The 3,783-nt window shown below is 45.8% G+C and carries 4 protein-coding genes; 1 reads left to right on the top strand and 3 read right to left on the bottom strand.

Annotation, left to right across the window (positions count from 1 at the left end):
• Positions 1–474: 474 nt before the first annotated feature.
• Positions 475–672 (top strand): hypothetical protein, encoded by a 198-nt coding sequence (locus ACP5N5_RS06080; protein ID WP_428133967.1) that lies wholly within the window; start codon positions 475–477, stop codon positions 670–672.
• 68 nt (positions 673–740) lie between these two features.
• Here ACP5N5_RS06080 and ACP5N5_RS06075 read toward each other — a convergent pair whose 3' ends face one another.
• From ACP5N5_RS06075 to ACP5N5_RS06065, 3 genes are all read right to left on the bottom strand, one after another.
• Positions 741–1,559, bottom strand: coding sequence for a hypothetical protein (locus ACP5N5_RS06075; RefSeq protein WP_428133963.1), 819 nt, complete (start codon positions 1,557–1,559; stop codon positions 741–743).
• A gap of 60 nt (positions 1,560–1,619) precedes the next feature.
• Positions 1,620–3,191: an APC family permease gene (locus ACP5N5_RS06070; protein ID WP_428133961.1), complete on the bottom strand. Its 1,572-nt coding sequence runs from the start codon at positions 3,189–3,191 to the stop codon at positions 1,620–1,622.
• Positions 3,192–3,305: 114 nt separating this feature from the next.
• Positions 3,306–3,783 (bottom strand): metallophosphoesterase family protein (locus tag ACP5N5_RS06065; RefSeq protein ID WP_428133958.1); only part of this gene is annotated, 478 nt, incomplete at its 5' end.

Here is a 3,783-nt window from a genome sequence, read left to right as displayed (position 1 = left end):
TTGTATAGTGCTTGCTTAATTAGCGTGAGTAGTAGTTGAAGCCGTGAGACTGCTCATGGAATGTTCTATTTCACATAGTAAGATTCTAATTTGGGGTATTTTCAAGTATGCAGATTCCGGCTAAACAAGCCTATGACCGAGCGTGAAGGTGTGGGGTGAAAATTGAATAATTGATAGAAGGCAAAAGCACAAAGCACCCAGTTATAACCTGAAGCAACTCTCGCGTAAGCCCAGCTAGATGTGTTAATAGAGGTAGAAACGGCTATCTTAGCCCTATAATGCACCGTGTACTTGGCGAGGTCTCGTGTATCACTACGCTTTCCACTAGGCGACAACGGCTATATAAAGTAGCCTTGTAACGTAGAGTGAGAAATCTCTTAAAAACAGGCTTGCGTGAACTAATCAAACGCTTTTCATCGATTGGTTGAAACAGGTGGTTTATTGAAGATAGGACAGTAGTTGTAGACGGCTTATTTGACACGCCTTGGGCCTCTTATCGTTGGTTTATCTACTATTTTCGACGCCAAGTTCCACGGCGTGATACAAGCCGAGGCCAAGAACTACTTAGCGAAGAAGGGTAGCGCGGATCTCAGGGCCTTCTACGAGTTCGTGAGAAGCATAGATCGGAGCAAGGAAAGCGTGATAGAGGAAATTCTGCTGACGCCTTCTTGAAGCCCAGCCAAGTATACCAGGGTTAAACGGGCAGTCTTGTAGTTAAACCTGCAATGTATGGCTCTTCGTCAGATATACTCCTCTACCTCCCTGTACCATGGTTTCTTAGTACCATCTTTCGCGCGCTTCACCCAGTTCTTCGTTTTCGGAGTAGCGTCAACTATCTCCCGGATCCTGCTGATTTTAATTTTGATGGCTTGGAGTTGATCCCGGCTTAAAACCCCTTTATCAAAGAAGCTTTGAGCATACTGTTCCACGAGTTTAAGGTTTTCCATCGCGTCGTACCAGAATCCCCAGTCGTCGCTAAGCACGCTAGCTATGTACTTCGCGTCAATCACGTTTGCCTCGTGGTGTTCTTTTACTTCATGTGATAACAAGAGGGCCATTACGTCTACTATATCCTTAAAGTTTATTTTGTGTATTTGGAGTTTCTCGAGCAGTAGGTCTGTTGGTGTTGTAGTAGGGTAATCTAGTTCGAGCCTTCCTTTACCTGGCTCACTGCCGAAGAGCACGTCGTGACTGAACTCTAATTTATCAAAGAAGATGTCGACCTTGAACCCTTCTTGCGGCTCAAAGTATAATAGTCTCTTGCCCCCGAATATCATCTGCAGCCTAGGGTTAGATGAGTATTTCAGTTCCTTCTCGAAGAATCTCATCACGTCCTTTCGCTGCTTACTGTAAGCGACTAAGTCGATGTCTGTGAAAATACTGCTTACCTTGCCTAAGCGGGGCGTGTTTATGTAAAAGTTTAGCGCCTCAGGCACGTCTCTAATGTGGAGATAAATGCCTACGGCTCCAATTATCCTGAGCACGATCTTCCTCGAGTTAGCTCTCTCAACTATCTCTAAAGCTTTACTAACGATTTTCTCATCGGAGGGTGAGAGCATCTTCTCCTTACCATATAAAAAATGAATGAATGTATGGAGGGATAAAAACGGTCTTAGAGATTAGCCTGGTGGTATCTCCTTGAATAATAGCGTAAGGTCTAGCCCTAGCACTCTCTTATTGTACAAGTATGCCCCAACATATACTGGGATGGATGCTAGTAGTATGGCTATATTGAATATTAGAGATGCTGTGCTAAGCCCTCCTAGAGCGGGGACCGAGGCCATGGAGTAAGCACCCCAGAAAGCGACCACTGCAGTTGTCAGACCGGCTAGGGATATCAATGGATAGCCACCGATACTGATCTTCGCCTGGTCGGGGAACATATTGTACATCTCCTTCTTCACAAACGGGAAGACGAAGCTAGCTAGTCCCACCAAACCTAGGACGACCATCATGACTATGAACGTGTTCATTATCATAACCTGGTATGTCGCTGTGGCCACGAACATCATTATAAGCTCTCCTATTATCGCGGAGACGATTATCGTGTAAACCGGGGCACCCTTCTCGTTGACTTTCGTCAACCTAGTAGGGAGTAGTCTGTCGAATGACCAGGCGAACATGTTCCTTGATGTTATCAATAGGTTGGGAGGTGTTAAGTAAACATTGGATAAGAACCACAGGAACCCTACTAGAACTTGAAGCCAGACCAGGTCGGGGTAGAGTATCCAGAGGTATGTTTGAGGGTATGGGGGTAACGGCAATGGGTATTTGTCCGGGAGCCTATTGTATATGTAGGCTAGAGCATTGTGAAAGTCCAGGCCAGCGACATGGTATATACTATTGCCTAGTAAGGTGTACCATAGTCCCATCACAACTAGACCGCCTACTATGCCTATCCAAGCTGATTTCTCGACTCTCCTAACCTCGCCGGCCACGTATGCCGGGAACCCTGCCCAATTGTAGTTTTGTAAGGGGAATACTAGCCCCATCAGTACTGCGCCCATAGTCCATCCTGCGACCCATCCGTGTTTCATAGCGAGGTCTATTATTTCATTGTATTTTACACTGGAGATCGCGTTGAAACGCGATATGAAGACACTAGTCGGCGTGAGGTATAATATCGCCGCGTACACTATTGAACCAGCTAGAACAATGAAAAACAGGTACTTCCATAGTTTACTGTAAAGGGAAATCCCATATAGTAGGAGTATCGTGAAAGCTATGTTAAATATCGTGCCTATAATAACCGAGCCGACCCACGAGGAGGCCCAGTCGGCTAATTCCTTGTAGCCCAGAGTATAGAGTATGGGAGAGAGCCAGAATGGCCCCATAGTCTGAAGGTTCATGGCGTACCAGTTTAAGAACACGAAGGAGAAGAACCAGTTTACCGCGAAGCCGAAGGCAGGGTGTACTGCTCTACTGAACCACACGTAGTCTCCTCCGGATCTAGGGATTGCTATCATCCATAAAGCGTACAATATAGCGCCGCTTACTAGGATAACCCATATACCTAGGAAATACGACAAAGTCAGGTTAACGCCGAGTATCATCGCTGGGCCGAAAGTCCAAGCCCAGAGAACGCCCTGTGGTGGACTGCACATCGAGATATTCAGGTTCATCGCGTCGAAAGCGCTCATTGCTCTTACAAGACCGGATGCTTTTCTAACATACAGTTCTCTCGCTGCCAATAACTTACACCAGCATAGCCTTTACCTTCGTTTAAAATATAAATATAATAAAGAAGCATATTTAAATACAGGTAAAGGAGTAGAGTAAATGTTTTTGGAAGATAGAGGGAAAAATCAGCCCGAGATCAACAAGTATGATTTCACTTTTGAGCCTTCTAGCACAACATAAGCCGCTCTGAGAACCCCCACGTTATAGTCACTACCAGGGTTTAGAACGAGCGTCCTACCTATCTTATCAACGCCCCTTGACTCGTGGATATGCCCGTGTAACCCGATTAATGGTTGATATCTCTCAATAATGCTCCTAACAGACTTACAACCAACGTGCTCCATTACAACACCACCACTTGTGACGACTGGTTTAAAGTCGACTAGTTTAGGGGCTAGGTCTATGTTCGTGTTGTAGGGAGGGCAGTGAGTGTTCAAGATTGTCTTCTCGATACTACGCGTTTGGGACATGAGCTCGTTCAACATGTCTTCTAGCGTAGATTCTTCTATGTCCCTTGGGCACTTCCACGGCGTTATATTCGCATAACCCAGGCTAACCAGCTCGAACCCTTCTCTCAAGGACTCAACCTTGTTCTCCACGTAC

The sequence above is a fragment of the Desulfurococcus sp. genome, from assembly GCF_049970475.1.
Lineage (GTDB): Archaea > Thermoproteota > Thermoprotei_A > Sulfolobales > Desulfurococcaceae > Desulfurococcus > Desulfurococcus amylolyticus.
Note: the sequence above shows the minus strand (reverse complement) of the source record. Positions and strands in the feature narration are given on the sequence as shown.